At 50.2% G+C, this 19,956-nt stretch carries 19 protein-coding genes, 1 tRNA gene and 2 riboswitches; of the genes, 15 read left to right on the plus strand and 5 right to left on the minus strand.

Going from position 1 to position 19,956, the window contains the following annotated elements; genetic code table 11:
* Positions 1-47: 47 nt before the first annotated feature.
* Positions 48-1,832, minus strand: a complete 1,785-nt coding sequence (locus tag ACXAG2_RS08775; RefSeq protein ID WP_474866058.1) for a helix-turn-helix domain-containing protein — start codon at positions 1,830-1,832, stop codon at positions 48-50.
* A gap of 187 nt (positions 1,833-2,019) precedes the next feature.
* Positions 2,020-2,101, plus strand: a riboswitch (cyclic di-GMP riboswitch).
* Between the two features lie 45 nt (positions 2,102-2,146).
* Here ACXAG2_RS08775 and ACXAG2_RS08780 point away from each other — a divergent pair.
* The 11 genes from ACXAG2_RS08780 to argS all read left to right on the plus strand — a co-directional run bounded on the left by ACXAG2_RS08780 (position 2,147) and on the right by argS (position 11,927).
* The gene (locus ACXAG2_RS08780; protein WP_474844712.1) at positions 2,147-2,827 is read left to right on the plus strand and encodes a hypothetical protein; all 681 of its coding nucleotides are present in this window, start codon (positions 2,147-2,149) and stop codon (positions 2,825-2,827) included.
* 123 nt (positions 2,828-2,950) lie between these two features.
* Positions 2,951-3,053: riboswitch (TPP riboswitch) on the plus strand.
* Between the two features lie 57 nt (positions 3,054-3,110).
* On the plus strand, positions 3,111-5,165 hold the full coding sequence (locus ACXAG2_RS08785; RefSeq protein ID WP_474866061.1) for a TonB-dependent receptor: 2,055 nt from the start codon (positions 3,111-3,113) through the stop codon (positions 5,163-5,165).
* A gap of 9 nt (positions 5,166-5,174) precedes the next feature.
* Positions 5,175-5,444: a hypothetical protein gene (locus ACXAG2_RS08790; protein WP_119500648.1), complete on the plus strand. Its 270-nt coding sequence runs from the start codon at positions 5,175-5,177 to the stop codon at positions 5,442-5,444.
* A complete protein-coding gene (pnuC, locus tag ACXAG2_RS08795; RefSeq protein WP_303575320.1) occupies positions 5,437-6,057 on the plus strand; it encodes a nicotinamide riboside transporter PnuC in 621 nt (206 codons plus the stop codon). Before ACXAG2_RS08790 ends, pnuC begins: the two co-directional genes overlap by 8 nt.
* Positions 6,035-6,862, plus strand: a complete 828-nt coding sequence (locus ACXAG2_RS08800; RefSeq protein WP_474866063.1) for a phosphotransferase — start codon at positions 6,035-6,037, stop codon at positions 6,860-6,862. Before pnuC ends, ACXAG2_RS08800 begins: the two co-directional genes overlap by 23 nt.
* Before the next feature lie 124 nt (positions 6,863-6,986).
* A tRNA-Trp gene (locus ACXAG2_RS08805) sits at positions 6,987-7,063 on the plus strand.
* A 62-nt stretch (positions 7,064-7,125) separates the two neighbouring features.
* On the plus strand, positions 7,126-7,629 hold the full coding sequence (locus ACXAG2_RS08810; RefSeq protein WP_474851079.1) for a hypothetical protein: 504 nt from the start codon (positions 7,126-7,128) through the stop codon (positions 7,627-7,629).
* 3 nt (positions 7,630-7,632) lie between these two features.
* Positions 7,633-8,085: a ribosomal protein S18-alanine N-acetyltransferase gene (gene rimI, locus ACXAG2_RS08815; RefSeq protein ID WP_474866227.1), complete on the plus strand. Its 453-nt coding sequence runs from the start codon at positions 7,633-7,635 to the stop codon at positions 8,083-8,085.
* A gap of 140 nt (positions 8,086-8,225) precedes the next feature.
* Positions 8,226-8,402 carry a hypothetical protein gene (locus ACXAG2_RS08820; protein ID WP_474866066.1) on the plus strand — a complete coding sequence of 59 codons (177 nt, stop codon included), beginning with the start codon at positions 8,226-8,228 and terminating at the stop codon, positions 8,400-8,402.
* Positions 8,403-8,588: 186 nt separating this feature from the next.
* Positions 8,589-10,172 carry a peptide chain release factor 3 gene (gene prfC / locus ACXAG2_RS08825; RefSeq protein WP_474844718.1) on the plus strand — a complete coding sequence of 528 codons (1,584 nt, stop codon included), beginning with the start codon at positions 8,589-8,591 and terminating at the stop codon, positions 10,170-10,172.
* Positions 10,173-10,196: 24 nt separating this feature from the next.
* Positions 10,197-11,927 (plus strand): arginine--tRNA ligase, encoded by a 1,731-nt coding sequence (argS, locus tag ACXAG2_RS08830; RefSeq protein ID WP_474866068.1) that lies wholly within the window; start codon positions 10,197-10,199, stop codon positions 11,925-11,927.
* Between the two features lie 89 nt (positions 11,928-12,016).
* On the opposite strand, the gene ACXAG2_RS08835 is transcribed toward argS, so the two are convergent.
* Positions 12,017-12,904, minus strand: coding sequence for a LysR family transcriptional regulator (locus ACXAG2_RS08835; protein WP_474866070.1), 888 nt, complete (start codon positions 12,902-12,904; stop codon positions 12,017-12,019).
* A 134-nt stretch (positions 12,905-13,038) separates the two neighbouring features.
* Here ACXAG2_RS08835 and ACXAG2_RS08840 point away from each other — a divergent pair, with 134 nt between their 5' ends.
* The 4 genes from ACXAG2_RS08840 to ACXAG2_RS08855 all read left to right on the plus strand — a co-directional run bounded on the left by ACXAG2_RS08840 (position 13,039) and on the right by ACXAG2_RS08855 (position 17,641).
* Positions 13,039-13,794, plus strand: a complete 756-nt coding sequence (locus tag ACXAG2_RS08840) for an SDR family NAD(P)-dependent oxidoreductase (protein ID WP_474866072.1) — start codon at positions 13,039-13,041, stop codon at positions 13,792-13,794.
* 199 nt (positions 13,795-13,993) lie between these two features.
* A protein-coding gene (gene prfB, locus ACXAG2_RS08845; RefSeq protein ID WP_303575307.1) for a peptide chain release factor 2 occupies positions 13,994-15,092 on the plus strand; the annotation gives its coding sequence in 2 pieces (ribosomal slippage) (positions 13,994-14,068 and positions 14,070-15,092; 1,098 coding nt in all).
* Between the two features lie 24 nt (positions 15,093-15,116).
* Positions 15,117-16,658 carry a lysine--tRNA ligase gene (gene lysS / locus ACXAG2_RS08850; RefSeq protein ID WP_474866074.1) on the plus strand — a complete coding sequence of 514 codons (1,542 nt, stop codon included), beginning with the start codon at positions 15,117-15,119 and terminating at the stop codon, positions 16,656-16,658.
* 140 nt (positions 16,659-16,798) lie between these two features.
* On the plus strand, positions 16,799-17,641 hold the full coding sequence (locus ACXAG2_RS08855; protein ID WP_303575305.1) for a formate/nitrite transporter family protein: 843 nt from the start codon (positions 16,799-16,801) through the stop codon (positions 17,639-17,641).
* Here ACXAG2_RS08855 and ACXAG2_RS08860 read toward each other — a convergent pair.
* From ACXAG2_RS08860 to ACXAG2_RS08870, 3 genes are read right to left on the minus strand one after another with little or no spacing between them, the layout of a single operon-like run.
* A complete protein-coding gene (locus ACXAG2_RS08860) occupies positions 17,638-18,558 on the minus strand; it encodes a ketopantoate reductase family protein (RefSeq protein ID WP_474866076.1) in 921 nt (306 codons plus the stop codon). The genes ACXAG2_RS08855 and ACXAG2_RS08860 overlap by 4 nt on opposite strands.
* Positions 18,558-19,268 (minus strand): TIGR01621 family pseudouridine synthase, encoded by a 711-nt coding sequence (locus ACXAG2_RS08865; RefSeq protein ID WP_474866079.1) that lies wholly within the window; start codon positions 19,266-19,268, stop codon positions 18,558-18,560. The genes ACXAG2_RS08860 and ACXAG2_RS08865 overlap by 1 nt, the downstream gene beginning before the upstream one ends.
* Positions 19,261-19,905: an Hpt domain-containing protein gene (locus ACXAG2_RS08870; protein ID WP_474866082.1), complete on the minus strand. Its 645-nt coding sequence runs from the start codon at positions 19,903-19,905 to the stop codon at positions 19,261-19,263. The genes ACXAG2_RS08865 and ACXAG2_RS08870 overlap by 8 nt, the downstream gene beginning before the upstream one ends.
* Positions 19,906-19,956 lie beyond the last annotated feature (51 nt).

The raw sequence follows: 19,956 nt of genomic DNA on the forward strand, positions 1-19,956 counted from the left end.
ACCTGCTCATATGCTTTGATGCGGGTAAGCGGCACTGATCATTGATATCAGGCCGCTGAAACCCGCCAGCTCGTCACGATCTCTTCCAGCATCTCACTTTGCACCTTAGTCAGCGTATCCTGACTGTATTCAGGTGTTTCCTGTGAATTCAGCAGATTGAATGCGATGGTATGACACAGTGTGATCTGACCCGTCAGGTTGTCAGAGTTTCCATTTTCGTCGTTGCTGCACAGTTTCCACAATTGCTGATTCACTGCACTGTTAAAACCCCATCTCAGTAACATTAACGATGTGGTGCCATACAGGCAAACGCCGTATTCATCATTGATACGGTTAAGGAAAACGTCAAATGAAGGGCTTTCGTCCCAGTGAGTGACTGCGCCGTCGGAAAACAGACATTCGTCGTGAAAAATTAGAAACAGGGATAACGTGCCAAACAGTAAAAGTTGTTTGACCTGCTCAGTTTGGTCCTCGTTTAAGCGGTTAAAACCGAACAGGCGCTGAAAGATAGTCAGGCTCAGCAGCATCGCATCAGTGAGCAGGTTAACTTTATCAAACCGGCATTGAGAGGTTAGCAACTGCTGCGCCGCGAAAATTACGGCAAGATTCCGGATATTGCCGAGCCCGAGATTCCGGCCGATTGCCTGTTCAAGATTTTTGGGTACAGAGCCATAAACCGCTCTGCTGGCCTTGCTCATAACGTGGGCCTGAAAAATCGGATCTTTTTCAATCAGTGAGACCACATCCGCCAGCGTCATTGTTTCGCAGTCCATATTCAACAGAGACTGAATTGAATTGGGCAGGGGAGGCAGGTTCTCCACCACATTAATGAGATTACCGTTACCTTTTTGAAAACGCAGGCGGTTGCCAAGCTGGCGTAGCTGTCCTGCACTGATCCCGGCATGTTCCTTAAAACTGCGCTCAAAGGATCGGCGGTCAGAGAAGCCAAGGCGGGCGGCGGTGTCTTCCGTTTTTTCGCCACTGAGTAACCGGTGACATGACTGGTCATGAATGTACTCTTTGAGTAATGCGCTGAAGGAAATTGACTCTTGCCTTAACTGGCGACGAAAAGCGGACTCCGTCTGACCGAGTTGCGTCGCTACCCATTCCGAACGGATCCGTGCCGGGCTCGGGGCTTTGAGAAATGCTTCTTTAACCTGCTGTTTTAACGGCAAATCATTGCTGGTGTCGAGGTTTCCCGCCAGCATTTTTTTAATCGACTGAGAATAGTAAAACGACGCCTGTGTACACCACTTATTATCAAAAAACAGGCTTACAACGACTCCCTCATGTCTGATATCACCGCTGCTGACCGGCCTTAATAAGCTGACCGGTTGTTCGCCTGATGGCGGTAAGGTGACCGTGGTGAAGTCGAATTTTCTGCCGGCGAGGTGACGGCACAAAGCGAGGAGGAAATAACAGCGGAATTCGGTAAGAACAGGATGTGATGATGGCTGAAACCGGAGACAGGTTTCATTTCCGTCAGTTTTTACGGTCAATGCTGCACTGTTGCCCAGAATATAGTGGTAGTGTTTCCCCAGTACATGGAGTGCGTCATCAATATGCTTACTGGCCGTGAGATACACCACCAGATTACTCATTTTGTTGAAATCAAGATAGCCAATCAGGGAGCGGCCAATTGTCTCATTTTCACTGGCAGGACAAAGAGAGTGAAGAATAGACGCCAGTCCGTCATCGTCCATTTTCTCATTTTCTATTTGTGTGATGCTTTCGAGCATCGTTGTGTCATATTCGTTATCAAGTCCGTTATCCCTTCTCAGACTCAATAAAGCGCGGATGACTGCCGACCAGAAAAAACCGTGATACTGCACGTTTGCTCCCAATACCGGATCCCTTCAGTCAAGGATATAAGAATTACCTGTGCCTTGACAGAAAAAGGGTGAATTTTGTGTTGGTACAAATTTGTACCGGATTTCGTTCAGAAGTGTCCTGTTTTACTTGCGGGCCTCTCCCTATCATTACAACCGTCGACTCATTGGTGGAAACGTCACTTCCACAGAGTAGATTCGCCAAACCTGTCGTGAGGCAGGGACGGAAAGCCACGGGTCTTATACCGCCATAAGACAGCCGGGTTGCAGTGAAGTTGTTTAACTATTTTCAGGCACACACTGCTCAAGGAACATAAATGAAATTTAGCATCAAAACTGCAGCCCTGCTAACCGGCTTCTGTGCGGCATTCACGGCTAACGCCAACATTATCAGCAGCTACGATATCGACTTCGCTGCCCAGACTTTGACTGCACACCAACAAAGTGGCACGTCTAACTACGGAACCTGGACAAATAATGGCAGCGTACTGAACCTGCGTGAAAACAGCTGGTTCACACTAAACCTGGATGATGCTTTCGGGATCCAGAGCCTGGATTTAGACAATTCTGCTTCAGATATTTTGTTGTCATTTGAATTTCGTATGACGCCGGGCAACAACAATACTAATGCAAACCCTTACTCTGAGATTGGCGGGATCTGGCTGGCAGATTTCTCTGCCGGTGAACAGAATAACGATGCCAGCCGCACGTTTGCTCTGGGTGGCACACAGAATTTCGGTCTGGATGACTTTACTTATACCAGCGAACCAGCCTGGGAGACCTTCTCTATTACTCTGGATGATTACATGTCAGGACTTATTACCGACATCGTATTCATTAACGATTGTGATGCAGCCAGTGGTTGCGGAGATATGAAGGTTCGCTTCCGGAATGCCTCTATTACAGAAGTCAGTGAGCCAACCGCCATGTCACTGATCCTTCTGGGAATAGGGTTTATGGGATGGCGCACAAGACGCCAGAATCAGAAGGTCGCCTGACCTTCATTGCCCGCCACGTCACATCGCGGGCTTTTTTATTGCTTTTTCGGGGCTGCCGGCAACTTGACTAAGTCACTGAAGTTGTTAGACTGCCCTCGCTTAATTTGCGGACTCCGTAATAAGCATTAGGCCAAGGGGTGCCGTCTTTACGGCTGAGATCCATTCCATGGGAACCCTTAAACCTGATCCGGATAATACCGGCGTAGGGATGGTGATAAAAGCAATCTGAAAACCTCAATACCTGCCGTAAAGCCGGATCTTTTTGATGACTAAAGAGATCCTAATGAAAAAAAACGCAATTCTTCTCGCACTACTTGCACTGCCTGCTTTTGCTGATGACACAGCAGACATCGAACGTATTACCGTCAGCGGTGATTTCCGCACAGCGACTCTCGATCAACTCAGTGCCAGCGCTTCTGTGTTATCAGGCAACCGCCTGGACAGCCGTCAGGCTACCTATATCGACAATGTATTAAGTATTGCGCCGAATGTTAATTTTGCGGCCGGAGCATCCCGCGGACGTTTTATTCAGATCCGGGGGATTGGTGAGCGCAGCCAGTTTGCTGAACCGATTAATCCTTCAGTCAGCTTCCTGGTCGACGATTTTGATTTCTCCGGTCTTGCTGCAGCAGGTGTACTTTTTGATACACAGCAGGTAGAAGTTTACCGGGGACCGCAGGCGACAGTCTTCGGAACCGGTGCCCTGGCTGGTGCGGTTAAGATTGTCAGCAATGCCCCCTCAGAAGAGAGTGACAGTCATTTTGAATTGTCTGTGGGAAACACATCTTTCTTCCGCGCTGAAGGTGCCCATGGCGGACAAGCGTCTGATTCTCTGGCCTGGCGTGCTGCGTTTGTGCACAACAGCAGTGACGGTTTTATTGAAAATGACTTTTTGGGTGCCGACGATACCAATGGGATTCATGAGAATGCAGTAAGGCTGGGCACACTGTGGGATGTGACTGACAAAACATCCGTTGCGGTGGATTTACGCTGGTACGATATCAATAACGGTTATGATGCTTTCTCACTGGATAACAACCGTCACACCTTGTCGGATGAACCCGGCTTTGATGAGCAGGAAACTAAAGCGGTCAGCGCACATATCAATCATGAAACTGCCGGAGGTTTGCTGGAAATCATTGCGACTATGGCCGGTCATGATATCGCTTACGGCTACGACGAAGACTGGACCTACACCGGTTTCCACCCTTGGGGCTATACGTCCTTTGATGCATATTACCGGGATGTTTCCCAACAATCTGCCGAGGTGCGTTTTACTTCTGCAGAAGATAAAAAAATCTTCAATGACACTACGACCTGGGTTATCGGCGGCCGCATCAATCAGAGTGAACAGGATTTACTGCGTCAGTATACTTATGCTGACGGCGACTTTATCAGTACTTTCGAACCGCAGACAACAGCGGTTTACGGTCAGCTTGATACTCAGCTGACTCCGTCTTTATTGCTGACGTCCGCGCTGCGTGTTGAAAATTACGCCTATGATTATGCAGATAATGCGCAGGTGGTGTACGACGATGACACGACCATGACCGGCGGCAAACTGGCACTGACCTGGGATATGGGAGGGGACTACCTGTATGCCAGCGTATCCAGAGGCTACAAAGGTGCCGGCATTAACTATGATGAACAGGTTAGCCGCGAGCGCCGCTTCTTTGATGCGGAATACAACTGGAACTATGAAGCAGGCTACAAAGGCAAATTGTTTGTTCCTGAATTGACAGCCCGCGCAGCACTGTTCTTTATGGAAAGGGAAGATACCCAAATCAGCGATTTTGATGTTCAGGAACGTGAAGATGGTTCTGCCGCCTTTATCGACATTACAGCGAATGCCGATGTGGGCACAAATAAAGGTGCAGAACTGGAGCTTTCCTGGCAGGCAACGTCATCCTGGACAGTGCAGGCCAGCGCGGGTTACCTCAGTGCCACCTTTGAAGGTTACGAGACTGCCGACGGTGAATATGTCAGTAAGCAGCATCAGGCTCAGGCACCCAGATATACAGCGAACCTGTTCAGTGAGTTGTGGCTGACTGATTCTCTGGTATGGCGCGCTGATATGGACTTTAAAGACGAATACCGCTTCTCTGATGGCCATGATGAAACAGCACCGGCCACAACGTTGTACAACACAGATATCACCTGGGTAAAAGGCATGTTGCGCACCACACTGTGGGTGAAGAACGTGTTTGATAAAACCTGGTACACCCGCGGTTTCGGGGGATTCAGTAACGATCCCCGTGATTACTATGAGTTTGCTGAACCTTATTATCAGTTAGGTGATGGCAGACAGTTCGGCGTCACAGCCCGTTTTCAATTCTAAGGAATCTCTATGCAGGTCATGGTTGAGTTATCTCTGTATCCTCTGGTGAATGAGTACATTCCACCCATAAAGTCGTTCATTGACAGACTGAACAGTTACGACACCCTTGATGTGACGACCTGTTCTACCAGTACACAGGTCACCGGCGAGTATGCCGACGTTATGGCGGTACTGGGGAAAGAAATGCAGCGCACCCATGAAGAAGTCGGGCAGGCCATTTTTGTGGCAAAGTTTCTGAACTTCGATGTGATGCAGGCCCGTAAGGATCAGGATGACTGATTTCATCCCGCATTTCTTTGAACAGATAGCCGCGACATCACTGGCTGAGTGGGTTGCTGTGGTGCTGGCACTGGCCTATGTCTGGCTGGCTGCCAGGCAAAACCGCTGGTGCTGGCTTTGTGCATTTATCAGCACGGCTATTTATACCTGGCTCTTCTGGCAGGTCACACTGCCGTTTCAGGCCATCCTGAATCTGTATTACATGGTGATGGCAGGATACGGGTATTATCAGTGGAATCGTCAGGCTGCCGGCGACGACCGGGTGCATTCCTGGCCATGGTATACCCATGCCATGCTGGTGCCGGGACTACTCCTGATTGCCTGGGGCTTATCCCTCTGGGCACAGGGGCAGTTCAACAGCGAACATCTGCTGCTTGATGCAAGCATTCAGGTGGTCAGTGTGGTGACTACCGTGATGGTGGCCCATAAGGTTTTACAGAACTGGTTGTACTGGATAGTAATCAATCTGGCTTCAGCTTATCTTTACGCACAAAGCGGCCTGATGTTGTCGGCGTGTCTGTTTCTGGGATATGTCGGATTTGCCGTATTTGGTTATGCACAATGGCTGAAACAATGGAAGATGCAGGAACATGACGCCCGCGCTTATCGTTAAAGCGTTAGCAGAGCCGTTGAAGCTTAGCGGTAATGCCACCTGCGAATCACGGCAGGGCGGGGATGTGAACCGCCTGTTCAATATCACTGACGGCGAGCGTGAGTTCGCTGTTAAGTGGTCTGCCGGTGATAATTTTACCGGCGTAAACAAGCATGCTCAGTTTACACTCCAGCATAGCCTGTTCCGTCAGGGCATTGCGCCTGAACCTGTGTGGCTGAGTCCTGACTGCACGCTGTGGGCAGAACGCTGGGTCACCACGGATGCGAAACCGGCGAACAACGCAAACAGTGAAGATAGTATCATTTTGCTCGCCGTCGCGTTACACACCATTCACTGCACAGCCATTGACGCGCCACCTCTGTGTCTAGAGCCCAGACTGATGCGCTATTTTGAAAGTGCAGATCTTGAGGACAGTCATCCCCTGGCTGAAGCATTGAGAAACGTGATTGATTCCGGTGATGCACAGCAACCGCCTGCTGAACAGGCGGTGCTTTGTCACAACGATCTGTCTTTGCCGCACATTGTGAGAACCGGAGCCGGTGGCGCTAAACCCGTTATCGTAGACTGGGAATATGCTGCCAGCGGCAATCGTTATTTTGATGTGGCATCCTGTGCTGCGATTAATCAGTTAAATGACGAAGCCGCTTTGCGCTTGTATAAACACTACGCCGCTTTAAGCGGGGCCGCTGAAGAGAAGGTCATCTTTGCCTGTGAACAGCAACGCCGGGTGGTAAATGTCACTGCTGCCCTCTGGCAGGCAGCACTGGAAAACACTAACCGGCAGAAGGGGAGTGAGCCGGAGTAACAGCCATGCTGTGCGCTTTTTGTGCGTATTGTGCGAATGCCAGGCAAAGGCACTGGTTTTGCTGTTTTTTTGCCATAAAAAGGCTTTACCTTTGTTAACGCATACGTATAATGCACAGCGCGCTAGGGGTGTAGTTCGAATTGGTAGAACAGCGGTCTCCAAAACCGATGGTTGGGGGTTCGAGTCCCTCCACCCCTGCCACTTTTCCTCTGAGTAAGTTATAGTGTTCCTACTTTTTTCCACTCAAAAGTAAATCCATTTTCATGACGTCCGGTTTAAATCCATATCAAATTGCTGTTCTTCAGGAAATGGGTATCTGTGTATGGCAATCTCAGGCTGTATCACAGACTCAGGCAACATCTGCTGCCGGTAACAGTCACACTGCTGAACTAACGCCTTCCGGCGCTGCCGTTCCATCTCAGTCTTCTGGTCAACCCGCCGCAAATGGTCAGGCCCGCATTGCGCAACTTCGTTCCATGCTGGGAAATAAACCGGATAAAAAACCATCTGCCCCGGAAAAAGTGCAGGACAATGAAGCAAAACCGGCATCACCGGTGGTTGAAACCATTGATCCCCGCAGCTTCGGAACTGCCGGACAAGACATCTTGCAGGCGTTGTCTCTGTTTCACGATGCAAAGTCTGTTCGCTGGCAATATGGTTCAGAGTTGTCCCTGAAAAATAATATTCTTTCATTACCTTATAAAACTGCGCCATCAGACGCTGCGGAAAAGCGCCGTCTGTGGCAGATCATTTGTGCCGGTCAGTAAGTGATGCCGTCGTTCACACTCCAGCCACTTTCTGACGCCCTGATCAACGACGCCCATGCTATTCATCAGCAGGCCACTTATAATCCCTGGTCCTTATCTACCTTTGCGGACTGTCTTACACCGCCCTATGCGGGTTTGGCAGCACTGAACAGTGAGCTTAAGCTCTCCGGTTACGCAGTGATATTACTGGTTGCCGGCGAAGCCACGTTAATGGACATTGCAGTTGCTGTTTCTGACCGGGGGCAGGGTGCCGGAAAACAGTTATTAGACGGTGTGATTGCATGGTGCCGGCAACAACAGGCTGAGTCACTGTGGCTCGAGGTAAGAGCCGGAAACCACAAAGCCATTTCACTGTACGAAAAAGTCGGTTTTGAAGACATTGAAGTGCGTAAAAATTACTACCCTTGTGATGGCGGTAAAGAAGACGCGCGGATAATGCGTATGTTGCTTGCTTAGGGCGTCAGCGATTATACCCGGCAGTTGTATCCTACAGAGTAAACCATCTACCGGTCAGAAAAATAATCTTAAATCTCATCCAAATTCCTCTCTTCACGTATAATTAACAAGAATGTGTTTTATTCAATTAGCAGGTGAATATGATGGCTGACAGCAATAAAAAAGCCCGTGAACATGAACGGGAAATCACGCTGGCGGAAGAAGACTTTCGTCATGATGAAGAAGAATTCGATTCTGTCGCCGGGGAAGAGGAGCCCGGGGCTGCATTAGAAGAGTTGGTGGAATACGATAAATCCACACCGGAGAAGAAAAAGTAAGACCTCCGGCGTACAAATTTTTAATACGCTGGTGCAAATGCGCCCGCGGATTTCTCCCGTAGAGAAAAGGGCGGCAATTTTTCTCAATTCTGGTATCATGCGCGCCAATTTTTGAAATTCAAGGTGGCGCCGCCCGCAAGCTCTGAACCCGCGTCTACCCTCACACAGTGACAGATCAGAATATCCATGAGTAACCTAACCAGCGAAATCAGCAAACGCCGTACGTTTGCGATTATCAGTCACCCCGATGCGGGTAAAACCACCATTACTGAAAAGGTCCTTTTGTTCGGACAAGCTTTGCAAAAAGCTGGTACCGTGAAAGGGAAGAAGTCCGGTCAGCATGCCAAATCTGACTGGATGGAAATGGAAAAAGAGCGGGGGATCTCGGTCACGACCTCGGTCATGCAGTTCCCTTACCGTGAAAATCTGGTGAACCTGCTGGATACGCCGGGACACGAAGACTTCTCTGAAGATACCTACCGCACACTGACTGCCGTTGACTCCTGTCTGATGGTTATCGATGCGGCAAAAGGTGTTGAGGATCGTACCCGTAAGCTGATGGAAGTTACCCGTCTGCGCGATACGCCTATTATTACCTTCATGAACAAGCTTGACCGCGATATCCGCGACCCGTTGGAGTTGCTTGATGAAGTTGAAAACGAGCTGAAAATCCTGTGCGCGCCGGTGACCTGGCCAATCGGCTGTGGTAAAGAATTCAAAGGTGTTTATCACCTGCACCGTGATGAAGTGATTTTGTATAAATCCGGTCTGGGTCACATGATTCAGGATGTACGCATTATCAAAGGTCTGGATAATCCGGAACTTGAAACAGCTATTGGCAGCGGTTTGCTGGAAACATTGAAAGACGAACTGGAGCTGGTTCAGGGGGCGTCTAACGAGTTTGATCAGGAACTGTTCCTTGAAGGGGAACTGACACCGGTATTTTTTGGTACTGCACTGGGTAACTTTGGTGTTGACCATATGCTGGATGGTCTGGTTGAGTGGGCACCTGCGCCGCAGGGACGCCAGACAGAAGACGGTGAAATCAGTGCTGATGCGCCTGAGTTCAGTGGTTTCGTATTTAAGATCCAGGCAAATATGGATCCTAAACACCGCGACCGTATTGCCTTCTGCCGCATTGTTTCCGGAAAATACGAGAAGGGCATGAAAATGCGTCATTCACGTATTAATAAAGACGTCCGTATTTCTGACGCGCTGACCTTCCTGGCCGGTGACCGGGAACTTCTGGAAGAAGCCTATGCCGGCGATATTATCGGTTTGCACAATCACGGGACTATCCGCATCGGTGATACGTTCACGTCCGGCAATAATTTCCGCTTTACCGGTATTCCTAACTTTGCGCCGGAACTGTTTAAGCGTATCCGCCTGAAAGACCCTCTGAAGCAAAAACAATTGCTTAAGGGACTGATCCAGTTATCTGAAGAAGGTGCTGTGCAGGTTTTCCGTCCTCTGATCAACAATGACCTGATCGTCGGTGCGGTAGGTGTACTGCAGTTTGATGTGGTTGTGGCCCGCTTAAAAGCGGAATATAACGTAGATGCAATCTACGAACATATCAGTGTGAGTACAGCCCGCTGGGTATACAGCAAAGATGCGAAGAAGCTGGATGAGTTCCGCCGTAAAGCAGAACAAAACCTGGCGCTGGATGGCGGTGACAACCTGGCCTACATTGCACCCACTATGGTGAATCTGCAACTGGCTAAAGAGCGTTACCCGGATATCGAATTCAAAGAAACCCGCGAACATTAAGAACAGACAGAAGACGAAGAAACGATGAACATACATGCTTTATTAGTCAGCCGTTTTAGCGAAGCACTGGAAAAATTAGGTGCTGAAAATGCGCTGGTGCCAGTGGCACGCAGTTCGCGGCCTGAATTTGGTGAATATCAGTTCAACGGTGCGATGGCACTGGCGAAACAATTAAGACAAAAGCCCCGTGACATTGCGGAGAAAATTGTTGAGCTTGTTAACCTGGATGACGTTGCCAGCAAGCTGGAAGTGGCAGGCCCCGGTTTTATTAATGTGCATCTCAGCGATTCGTGGCTTGCGAATCAGTGTGAACTGGCACTGCATGATCCCCGCATGGGCGTGGCAAAAGACAGCCAGCAGACCATTGTGGTGGATTACTCTTCCCCGAACCTTGCTAAAGAAATGCACGTGGGCCACCTGCGTACCACTATCATCGGTGACGCTGTTGTAAAAGTGCTGGAGTTCCTTGGTCATAAGGTTATCCGCCAGAACCACATGGGCGACTGGGGGACACAGTTCGGCATGTTGCTGGCACACCTGTCAGACAAGCTGGAAAGTGAGGTTGCGGAAACCGCACTGTCTGATCTGGAAGACTTTTACCGTGAAGCGAAAGTACGCTTCGACGAAGAAGAGGGCTTTGCAGACCGTGCCCGTGAATACGTGGTGAAATTACAGGGGGGCGACGAGCAGTGCCTTACGCTGTGGAAACAGTTCATTGATGTATCCGTTCAGCACAGCGAAGAAGTGTATGACAAACTGAATGTCAGTCTGACCCGTGACGATATTATGGGTGAGTCTGCCTATAATGATGATCTGGCGAATGTCATCCGTGACCTGAAAGAAAGAGGCATTGCGGTAGAAGATCAGGGCGCGCAGGTTGTGTTTATTCCTGAACTGGCGGACAAAGAAGGGAATCCGGCAGTGTACATTGTGCAAAAATCCGGTGGCGGCTACCTGTATTCCACTACCGACCTTGCAGCTATGCGCTACCGCAGCGGCAAACTGAACGCTGACCGTACCCTTATTCTTACCGACGCCCGCCAGGCGCTGCACTTTAAGCAAACTGAAATTGTGGGCCGTAAGGCCGGTTTCATGAAAGCAGAACAGACTTACGAGCATTGTCCTTTCGGTATGATGCTTGGCAGTGACGGCAAGCCATTTAAAACCCGTACCGGTGGTACGGTGAAACTGGTTGAGTTACTTGACGAAGCGGTAGAGCGCGCCGGCAAACTCATCAGCGAGCGGGACAATGACCTGTCAGAAGCTGAGCTGGCTGAAGTGGCCCGTAAAGTGGGTATTGGTGCTGTTAAGTACGCTGACTTAAGTAAAAACCGTACCACGGATTACGTGTTTAACTGGGACACCATGCTGAGCTTTGAAGGCAATACAGCGCCTTATTTGCAATATGCCTTTACCCGCGTTAAGAGTATTTTCCGTAAATCCGGTATTGCGATGGCAGATCTGAAAGGTGCAATGACCTTTACTGAAAAGCAGGAGCATGCACTTGCTGTTCTTTTACTGCAATTTGAAGAAGTGATTGGTCTGGTATCCCGTGAAGCAACGCCTCACGTGTTGTGTACTTACCTGTACGATGTGGCAAGCGCATTCATGAGTTTCTACGAAGCCTGCCCGATCCTGAAAGACGGTATTGATGAAGCAGTGCGTAACAGCCGGCTTGAACTCGCTGCTCTGGTGGCCAATACACTGGAACAGGGTCTGAGCCTGCTGGGAATCGAAACACTGGAAAAAATGTAAGTCTATCAGGCTCCGCTGATATCAGAGAAACCGGCAGTCGCTTGTGGCGTCTGCCGGTTTTTTGTTTCCGGTCAAATTTGTACGCCGCATCAGGCAAACTGCTCTGTGAGCCAGTTTATGAAAGTGCTGATTCGTTTAGGCATGTGACGTCTCGATGTGTAAACCACGGAAAGTGGCAGGGGCGGGCAGGTAAAATCATCCAGAATTGTTACAAGCTCGCCACTGGCCAGGTAATGCTTAACCCCGTGATGAGGCACCTGAATGATTCCCAGTCCCGCCAGACAAGAGGTCAGGTAGGCGTCTGTAGTGGCCACAGATACCCGGCTTGTCATCGCTACCTGATAGTTATGCCCGTTGTGAAAATAATCAAAGGAATCTGCAGCGGGGCGCATATCCGGTGAGTAGCCCACTACGAAATGATTGCTCAGATCAGCCGGTGAAGCAGGGTGTCCATATGCTTTCAGGTAAGCGGGGCTGACACAGTTCACCATCACAAAATTACCCAGCGGGCGGGCGATGAGTTCGCTGTCTTTAAGCGTTCCTGCCCTGATCACACAATCCACGCTTTCCTTCACCGGATCGATGCGATAGTCCGCGCCGAGCAGGCGGATGCGGGTTTTCGGGTGCAGGCGGAACCACTCAGCCAGTTTCGGTGCGACAACGGAGGCATATAACCGGCCCGGCATATCTACCACAATGTCTCCGGTCAGCTGGCCGGCATCGTCCTGTAACTGGCTCTCTACTGCATCGAGATCGGCCAGAATACGCTGACACTCAGGAAGGTATTGTCTGCCGGATTCTGTCAGCGTGACCTGGCGGGTACTGCGGTGAAACAGGCGGGTTTGCAAACGGGTTTCCAGTTTTGTCACTGAGGATGACACCGCGGATTTAGGCACATCCATCTGGCTGGCTGCCTGAGAAAAACTACCGGTTTCAGCCACGGCAAGAAAACGGCGCATACATTCTACAGTGTCCATCACACTTCTCATTGTTCATTTTATGTGAACAGTGTGTCTTTATTTGCCCTGTTTATCAATATAGTGCGGAACGATACTCTGAACCTGTCATTAATTTCCGCCTTAAATCAGGCGGACACAGTAAGGAAATAACTATGAGTGATACCGCACTGATCACCGGTGGCAGTCGTGGCCTTGGTCGCAGCACAGTACTGGCTCTGGCAAACAAAGGGGTGAACAGCATTTTCACGTTTGTTCACGACGAGAACGCTGCAAAGGATGTGGTTGCTGAAGCAGAAAAGCGGGGCGTAAAGGCCGTGGCGCTGCAGTTTGATGCAACGAAATTCAGCGATTATTCTTTATTTATCAGTACCGTGCGTACTTGCCTGCAGCAACACTTCGGGGGCGGCAAGCTGAAGTATCTGGTAAATAACGCCGGCACAGGACTGCATAAAGCATTCAGCGAAACCAGTATGGAAGAGTTCGATGCCCTGTCAGATTTGCATTTGAAAGCACCGTACTTTCTGACGCAGGCACTGCTCAGTGATATTGAAGATAACGGACATATTCTGAATATCTCATCGGGTCTGGCCCAGTTCAGCTTGCCCGGCTCAAGTTCTTATGCAGTGATGAAAGGTGGTGTGGAAGTACTGACGCGGTACCTGGCAAAAGAGTTGGGCAGCCGGGGGATCAGCGTAAACACCATCGCACCGGGTGCCATTGCCACAGATTTCGCTGGCGGTACGGTAAGAGACAACCCGGACGTGAACCAGTTTGTCAGCAGTGTAACGGCTAAGGGCAGAGTAGGGGAAGCTTCCGATATCGGCCCGGCAATCGCCAAAATACTCAGTGATGATTGCGCATGGATGACCGGTCAGCGCGTGGAAATTTCCGGCGGCATGTTTTTGTAAAATCATCAGATTTGTTTGTTTTTATACCGTCCGGTAAAGGCTACATAGCAGTTGCCGGACACATCCCTTCGCCGTAACCGGTCATAACCACTGAAAATCTGGTGAAATTCGCCTGATTCCCGGTACGCCTACTATCAAAATCCCGCCAGATTCGGTACTATCCGCCGTCCTGTTTTTTAATTTATCTCCTGGCGAAATCATGTTTGAAGTAAATCCTGTCAAAAATGCCATAGCAGATATCCGGGTGCGCTCTGAAGCACTTAGGGGGTATCTTTGACTTCGATACGAAGTCTGAACGTTTAGAAGAAGTTAACCGTGAGCTTGAAAGCCCGGACGTCTGGAATGAGCCTGAGCGCGCACAAGCCTTAGGGAAAGAAAAAGTAGCCCTGGAGCAGGTGGTTGAAACCATTCAGAAGCTCGAACAGGGTGCTGAAGACGTTGAAGGCCTTCTGGAACTGGCCATCGAAGCGGAAGATGAAGAAACCTTCGAAGAAGCGAAATCTGAACTGGATTCCCTTGTTGAAGTGTTGGAAGTCCTCGAATTCCGCCGTATGTTCGCAGGCCCTAACGATGCCTGCGATGCGTATATCGATTTGCAGGCGGGCTCCGGTGGTACGGAAGCTCAGGACTGGGCCAATATGCTTCTGCGTATGTATTTGCGCTGGGGTGAAGCACACGGCTTCAAAACAGAAATTATCGAACTGTCAGAAGGCGAAGTGGCGGGTATTAAGAGTGCCACAATCCGCTTTGAAGGCGAGTATGCGTTTGGCTGGCTGAGAACGGAAACCGGCGTACACCGCCTGGTACGTAAGTCACCGTTTGACTCCGGAAACCGCCGTCACACGTCGTTCTCTTCTGCGTTCGTTTATCCTGAAATTGATGACAATATTGAAATCGATATCGATCCGTCTGATTTACGTATTGATACTTACCGCGCCTCCGGTGCAGGTGGTCAGCACGTTAACAGAACGGACTCTGCGGTTCGTATTACCCACGAACCCACGGGCATCGTAGTGCAGTGTCAGAATGACCGCTCACAGCACAAGAATAAAGATCAGGCAATGAAGCAACTGAAAGCCAAACTTTATGAGTTTGAGCTGCAGAAGCAGAATGCTGAGAAGCAGGCGTTGGAAGATAACAAGTCTGATATCGGCTGGGGCAGCCAGATCCGCTCTTATGTGCTGGACGATTCCCGTATTAAAGATTTACGTACAGGTGTAGAAACCCGTAATACGCAAGCCGTCCTCGACGGTGATTTAGATAAATTCCTGCAAGCCAGTTTGAAATCTGGCCTGTAAATTACACTTAAAAGTGAACAGGTTATGACCGACCAACAACTCGACGAAAATAAACTCATTGCCGAGCGCCGGGCTAAATTGAGCGCGATTCGGGAAAACTGCCGTGCAAATGGTTTCCCTAATGACTTCCGCCGCGAAAACTACGCTGAAGAACTGCAGGTGCAGTTCGGTGAAGTGGAAAAAGAAGCACTGGCGGAACAGGGCAATAAGGTTTCCGTTGCCGGCCGTATTATGGCCAAGCGCGGTCCGTTTCTGCTGCTGCAGGATATGACCGGTCGTATTCAGGCTTACGCCGACAAAGAAACACAAAAAGAAATTAAAGCGAAATTCGGTAGTCTGGATATCGGTGACATCATCGGTGTAGCCGGCGACCTGCACAAGTCAGGTAAAGGTGACCTGTACGTGAACATGGAAAACTGGCAACTGCTGACCAAATCACTGCGTCCGCTGCCAGAGAAATTCCATGGTCTGAGCGATCAGGAAACCAAATACCGTCAGCGTTATGTGGATCTGATCACCAGTGAACATACCCGCCGCAACTTCAAAATCCGCAGTGCCCTGATTAACGGCATCCGTCAGTACCTGACCGAGCGTGATTTTATGGAAGTGGAAACGCCTATGCTGCAGGTCATTCCGGGCGGTGCAACGGCCAAGCCTTTCGTGACTCACCACAATGCGCTGGACATCGACATGTACCTGCGTATCGCACCGGAGCTGTACCTGAAGCGTCTGGTTGTGGGTGGCTTCGAGCGGGTATTCGAAATCAACCGTAACTTCCGTAATGAAGGTTTGTCGACCCGTCACAATCCTGAGTTCACCATGCTGGAGTTCTACATGGCGTACTCTGATTACAATGACCTGATGAACCTGACTGAAGACATGCTGCGCAAGCTGGCTCAGGACATTCTTGGCACGACAGAACTGGTTAATACTACCCGTGACAGCGAAGGCGAAGTGACGTCTGAAACCCGCTATGATTTTGGTAAGCCTTTCGATCGTCTGAGCATGGGCGAGGCTATCCTGAAATATTGGCCAGAAGCCAACGAGGCGGCTATCCGCGACCCGGAAGCGCACTTTGATGAAATGAAAGCCATGGCGAAACAGCTGCACATTAAAGAGCCTGAAGTAGACGGAATCTGGGGTGCAGGTAAGTACCTTTGTGAAATCTTTGAAGCGACAGCTGAAGAGAAACTCATCCAGCCTACCTTCATCACTGAGTATCCGTGGGAAGTGTCTCCGCTGGCTCGTCGTAACGACGATAACCCGTTCATCACTGACCGCTTCGAGTTCTTCGTAGGCGGCCGTGAACTGGCGAACGGTTTCAGCGAGCTTAACGATCCTGAAGATCAGGAAGCCCGTTTCCGTAAGCAGGTTGAAGAAAAAGATGCCGGCGATGATGAAGCCATGCACTTCGATGAAGATTACATCCGTGCGCTGGAATATGGTTTGCCGCCAACAGCGGGTCAGGGGATCGGTATCGACCGTCTGGCGATGCTGTTCACTGACAGCCCGACAATCAAAGACGTTATCCTGTTCCCGCACATGAAGCCGGAAGTACAGGAATAAATTTCTCTGCTGTTTGCTAAAAAAACGGTATGCGCGAAAGCCCATACCGTTTTTTATGTCTTTGATTCAATCGCTTTACTCCGGCCCGTCGTATCACTCGTAACAAGACGTATTTAAGAACACTTTTGCAGGAACCGGATATGACAGGGAAAGAGAAACACGAAGACGAGCGTCATGTTGACTCGCCGCTTACTAAGGAAGAAGAACAGGATGTGCGTGATCACCAGAGTCTGAGTTCAGTTTCTCTGTATGCGGTAATTCACCGGGAGGGGCTTGAAGAGCTTGAGCGGCCGGGTATGTCGCTGTGGTGGTCCGGTGTGGCCGCCGGCATTGGCATATCAACCTCAGTACTTGCAGAGGGCATTCTGCATACGGTGTTTGAAGGTTCAGACTACCAGTTTGCGCTGGAGAACTTCGGGTATACCGTCGGTTTTGTTCTTGTGATCATGGGCCGTCTGCAACTGTTTACTGAAAATACTCTCACTGTCATTTTACCGCTGCTTAACCACCGCTCTCTTGCCATGCTTGGCTGCACCGCAAGGTTGTGGGCTATCGTGTTTGCCGCCAACATGGCGGGTACATTACTGGCCGCGACGTTAATGTATCAGTTACATACCGTGCCGGCGGAATACATCGAGGGGATGAACGCTATTTCAAGACATTATGTGGAGCTGGAATTCGGGCAGGCCTTTTCCTACGGGGTCATTTCAGGTTTCATTATTGCCGGTATTGTCTGGATGAAACCGTCGGTGCAGAGTGCGGCTTTCTTCGTCATCGTTATGTTTACTTATCTCATTGCTATGGGGAATTTCACCCACGTGATTGCCGGGTCTACGGAATTGTTCCTGCTTGCGATGCAGGGGGAAGTCACACTGTACCAACTCTGCTCGCTGATTTTTGCCACGCTGCTGGGGAATATTGCCGGCGGGACAGGGTTATTTGCCATGCTGGCTCACGGGCAGGTCGCCCACGAAATCGATTAAGGCGGAAAGCGGTCTGTCAGTGCATCAAACAAAGACTGATGAGCGGGAACCGGAATGTGATGCGCTGCAGCTTTCTTTAACAGGTATCCGGTAATCGCGCCGGTTTCCAGCGGGCGACCGTGAGCAGCGTCCTGATGCATACTGGAGTAGTTAGCCGCTGTGGCCCCGGCAACCCGTAATACACGGTTTTTCAGAACGTCTGCACTTTCCTTGTAACCGCAAGCCTGCATGACCAGGCTGGTTTCGCGACATAACGATGAAATCACTGCGTCATATGCCGGCTCCAGAAGTTGCCCGTTGCGGATGTTATGCAGTGCCGTGAGCGGATTAATCACCAGATTGACAGACAACTTCTGCCAGAGAGCCAGGGCAATATTGTCGCAGCGTGTTACCGGCGGAAATGCCTGCTCAAGGAAACGAAACACTTTTTCATCCGTACTGTCATTCCTGTTTAGTCCTGTTGCCGGGCCTGCCAGCGTTTCACCAGAACCGGTATGGCGCACAGCGTTCTGCTGACGCAGAGCGCCGTGGCTGGTGGTTGCCTGATAAAGTCTCACAGAAGGCAAAACAGAACGAAAGATTTCATCTCCTCCCATACCGTTTTGCAGCAGCAAGGCCGGCGTATTATTCGTGAAAAGGTGAGACCACTGTGTCAACGCTTCTTTCAGTTGATAAACCTTCACAGGAATAACAATCAGATCGAACAGGATATCCACCGGACTGTCAGGAGTAATAATGGCGTCAGGCAAGGAAACCGTGCTGTCATTTTGCAATGTCACCGTTTTTACGGTGGTCTGTTGTGCACCAGAGCGGGGCTGTCTCACTGCACGGGTGACATCAAAGCCGGCTTCCAGTGCCTTTGCAGCAAAGAGTGAACCTACAGCGCCGCTGCCTATAACACAGAGCCTGACTGACATTACCGGCTCTTTATTTCCGGCAGGGTGAAAGATGGCCAGGGCAGTGACCGGTTGTCCGGTTGTTCCGCAAGCCAGCCGGAAAATGCCTCAGAGACAAAGTGTGAGCCTTCCTCAGGCGTACAGGTGATGCTGAAATCCTCGCCGTTATAGCAAAAGTGTAATTGCCACGCGTGCAGATATACCCGGTCAGCTTCTTTGCCGCCATATAACGTGTCACCCAGAATAGGCGCACCCAGACTTTTCATGGCAACACGAATCTGATGGGTTTTCCCGGTAAGCGGTTTAACCAGCGCAATGCGTCCGGTTTCAGCCCGGTGATAACTGAAGAACTGGGTGACAGCAGGGTTGTCACGGGTTTTCATCAGCACATGCTGTCCACGGCGCCGGTTTTTCATATCACCGGCTATGGTGCCCTGTTTCTTCGCCGGTTTTCCCGAAAGGATGGCCAGATAATATTTCTGTATGTCACGACCGGCAAACAGTCCGCTTAACTGTGCGGCTGCAGAAGCATTACGGGCGATCAACAGACAGCCCGAAGTCACAGTATCGAGACGGTGACATAAGTAAAGCTGCTGTTCACCGGTGAGTGCCCGGACAGCATGTATCACGCCCAGCGCGTCATCGTGCATAGGCATGCCGACAGGTTTATGAATGACATAGAAGTCGGGATGTTCAAAACACATCCCGACAGAGGTTGCGGGGCTATCCACGGATCAGGTTCAGTGCGGTATCGTAATCAAGTTCGTCAATGGCATCGCGCAGGGTTTGTTGTAATGCCGGATCCGGCGTGGTGGCGGCCAGCCAGCTGTCCAGTTGGTCCTGTGCAATAAATTCACTTTGTTCCAGCGCCTGAATAAAGGCTGCAGGCGCCTGACCGGTTTGCGGAGCAGAAGCCGGAGATCTAGCGGTACCGGCGGTGGCTACAGCAGGCTCGCTGTCCTGATGACCGGCTGCCGGCGCATTCATAGCGGCTTCTGCGGCTTGCAGGTCGTCAAGCAAGGCCGGATTAGCCTGTAATGTTGCGATAGCGTCCAGGGTAACAACCACTGTTTGCTTGAGGGCAGGGAGGGAAGCCGGCACCGTTTCCTGAGCTTTAAGCTCGTTTTCTGCTTCTTTACAGGTCAGGTGAAGCTGGTTAATCCCCAGATTACTCGATACCCCTTTGATGGTATGAATATACACTCTGGCTTCCTGCCAGTCACAGTTATCGAGTAAAGTTTGAAGTTTATCTGAGGCGTGCTGGTATTCGTCGGCAAACTTTTGCAAAAGTCGCAGAAACAGCGTTTTATTCCCACTTAACTGAGAAAGGCCAAATTCGAGATTGATTATCTTTTCGGCAGAATCCATACAGTCTCTCCAGGTGTTTACACCAGTGTATTTCATTAATAAATAAATTGA

It is taken from the genome of Alteromonas sp. ABH4_456 (assembly GCF_056160645.1).

Bases quoted from the DNA above. Each gene is read 5' to 3' on its own strand.
- ACXAG2_RS08870 (WP_474866082.1), bottom strand. From the start codon at position 19,905: ATGGATTCTGCCGAAAAGATAATCAATCTCGAATTTGGCCTTTCTCAG.
- argS (WP_474866068.1), top strand. From the start codon at position 10,197: ATGAACATACATGCTTTATTAGTCAGCCGTTTTAGCGAAGCACTGGAA.
- ACXAG2_RS08820 (WP_474866066.1), top strand. From the start codon at position 8,226: ATGATGGCTGACAGCAATAAAAAAGCCCGTGAACATGAACGGGAAATC.
- lysS (WP_474866074.1), top strand. From the start codon at position 15,117: ATGACCGACCAACAACTCGACGAAAATAAACTCATTGCCGAGCGCCGG.
- ACXAG2_RS08790 (WP_119500648.1), top strand. From the start codon at position 5,175: ATGCAGGTCATGGTTGAGTTATCTCTGTATCCTCTGGTGAATGAGTAC.
- ACXAG2_RS08800 (WP_474866063.1), top strand. From the start codon at position 6,035: ATGACGCCCGCGCTTATCGTTAAAGCGTTAGCAGAGCCGTTGAAGCTT.
- ACXAG2_RS08840 (WP_474866072.1), top strand. From the start codon at position 13,039: ATGAGTGATACCGCACTGATCACCGGTGGCAGTCGTGGCCTTGGTCGC.
- ACXAG2_RS08855 (WP_303575305.1), top strand. From the start codon at position 16,799: ATGACAGGGAAAGAGAAACACGAAGACGAGCGTCATGTTGACTCGCCG.
- ACXAG2_RS08835 (WP_474866070.1), bottom strand. From the start codon at position 12,904: ATGGACACTGTAGAATGTATGCGCCGTTTTCTTGCCGTGGCTGAAACC.
- pnuC (WP_303575320.1), top strand. From the start codon at position 5,437: ATGACTGATTTCATCCCGCATTTCTTTGAACAGATAGCCGCGACATCA.
- ACXAG2_RS08860 (WP_474866076.1), bottom strand. From the start codon at position 18,558: ATGTCAGTCAGGCTCTGTGTTATAGGCAGCGGCGCTGTAGGTTCACTC.
- ACXAG2_RS08785 (WP_474866061.1), top strand. From the start codon at position 3,111: ATGAAAAAAAACGCAATTCTTCTCGCACTACTTGCACTGCCTGCTTTT.
- ACXAG2_RS08780 (WP_474844712.1), top strand. From the start codon at position 2,147: ATGAAATTTAGCATCAAAACTGCAGCCCTGCTAACCGGCTTCTGTGCG.
- rimI (WP_474866227.1), top strand. From the start codon at position 7,633: ATGCCGTCGTTCACACTCCAGCCACTTTCTGACGCCCTGATCAACGAC.
- prfC (WP_474844718.1), top strand. From the start codon at position 8,589: ATGAGTAACCTAACCAGCGAAATCAGCAAACGCCGTACGTTTGCGATT.
- ACXAG2_RS08810 (WP_474851079.1), top strand. From the start codon at position 7,126: ATGACGTCCGGTTTAAATCCATATCAAATTGCTGTTCTTCAGGAAATG.